This window comes from Streptomyces sp. CB02980, assembly GCF_014451325.2.
Classification (GTDB): domain Bacteria; phylum Actinomycetota; class Actinomycetes; order Streptomycetales; family Streptomycetaceae; genus Streptomyces.
Map to the genome: position 1 here is coordinate 1 of NZ_JACSCH020000065.1, position 1,030 is coordinate 1,030.

A 1,030-nucleotide genomic window follows, 5' to 3' on the forward strand; every position below is an offset into this window, starting at 1 on the left:
CGAGCCAGTAGTGCTGGCGTTGGAAGGGGTAGGAGGGGAGTTCGACGGTGTGGGCCTGGTAGGGGGCCAGGAGTGTGGTCCAGTCGATGGTGACGCCGTGGGTCCAGGCTTCGGCGGCGGATTGGACGAAGCGTTCGAGGGTGCCGGTGTTGCGGTGGAGGGTGCCGATGACGGCGCCGGTGTCGGCGAGGGTTTCGGTGATGCCGGAGATGAGGACGGGGTGTGCGCTGACTTCGATGAACACGGTGTCGGGTGCGGCGAGTTGTTCGACGACCTGGGCGAGGCGGACTTTGCTGCGGAGATTGCGGAACCAGTACGCGGAGTCCAGTTCGCTGGTGTCGAGGAGGCCGCCGGTGACGGTGGAGTGGAAGGCGATGCGTCCGGACTGCGGTGCGATGTCCTTCAGTTCGTCGGCGAGGGTGTCTTGGATCTCGTCGACGTGTGCGGAGTGGGAGGCGTAGTCGACGGGTATGCGTCGGGCCCAGACTCCGGTGGTTTCGCAGTGGGTGAGGAGTTCGTCGAGTGCTTGGGGTCGGCCGGCGACGACGGTGGAGGAGGGGCCGTTGACGGCGGCGACGGAGATGTGTCCGTTCCAGGTGGTGAGGATGTCTTCGGCCTGGGTTTCGGGGACGCTCATCCAGGCCATGCCGCCGCCTCCGGAGAGGACGCGGAGGGCTTTGGAGCGGAGGGCGACGACGCGGGCGCCGTCTTCGATGGTGAGGCCTCCGGCGACGACGGCGGCGGCGATCTCGCCTTGGGAGTGGCCGACGACGGCGGTGGGGTTGATGCCGTTGGCGCGCCAGAGGGCGGCGAGGGCGACCATCATGGCCCAGGAGGCGGGCTGGACGACGTCGACGCGGTCGAGGCCGGGGGCGTCGTGTTCGCTGCGTAGGACGGCGGTGAGGGACCAGTCCACGAACGGTGCGAGGGCCGCCTCGCAGTCGGCGATGGTCTGGGCGAAGACGGGGGAGGAGTCGAGGAGTGCGACTGCCATCCCGACCCACTGCGACCCCTGCCCGGGGAACACGAA

At 68.7% G+C, this 1,030-nt stretch carries 1 protein-coding gene; it reads right to left on the reverse strand.

The window, feature by feature from the left end:
* A partial coding sequence (locus E0F75_RS39750; RefSeq protein WP_229315920.1) for an acyltransferase domain-containing protein occupies positions 1 to 994 on the reverse strand: 994 nt, incomplete at its 3' end.
* Positions 995 to 1,030: the final 36 nt, after the last annotated feature.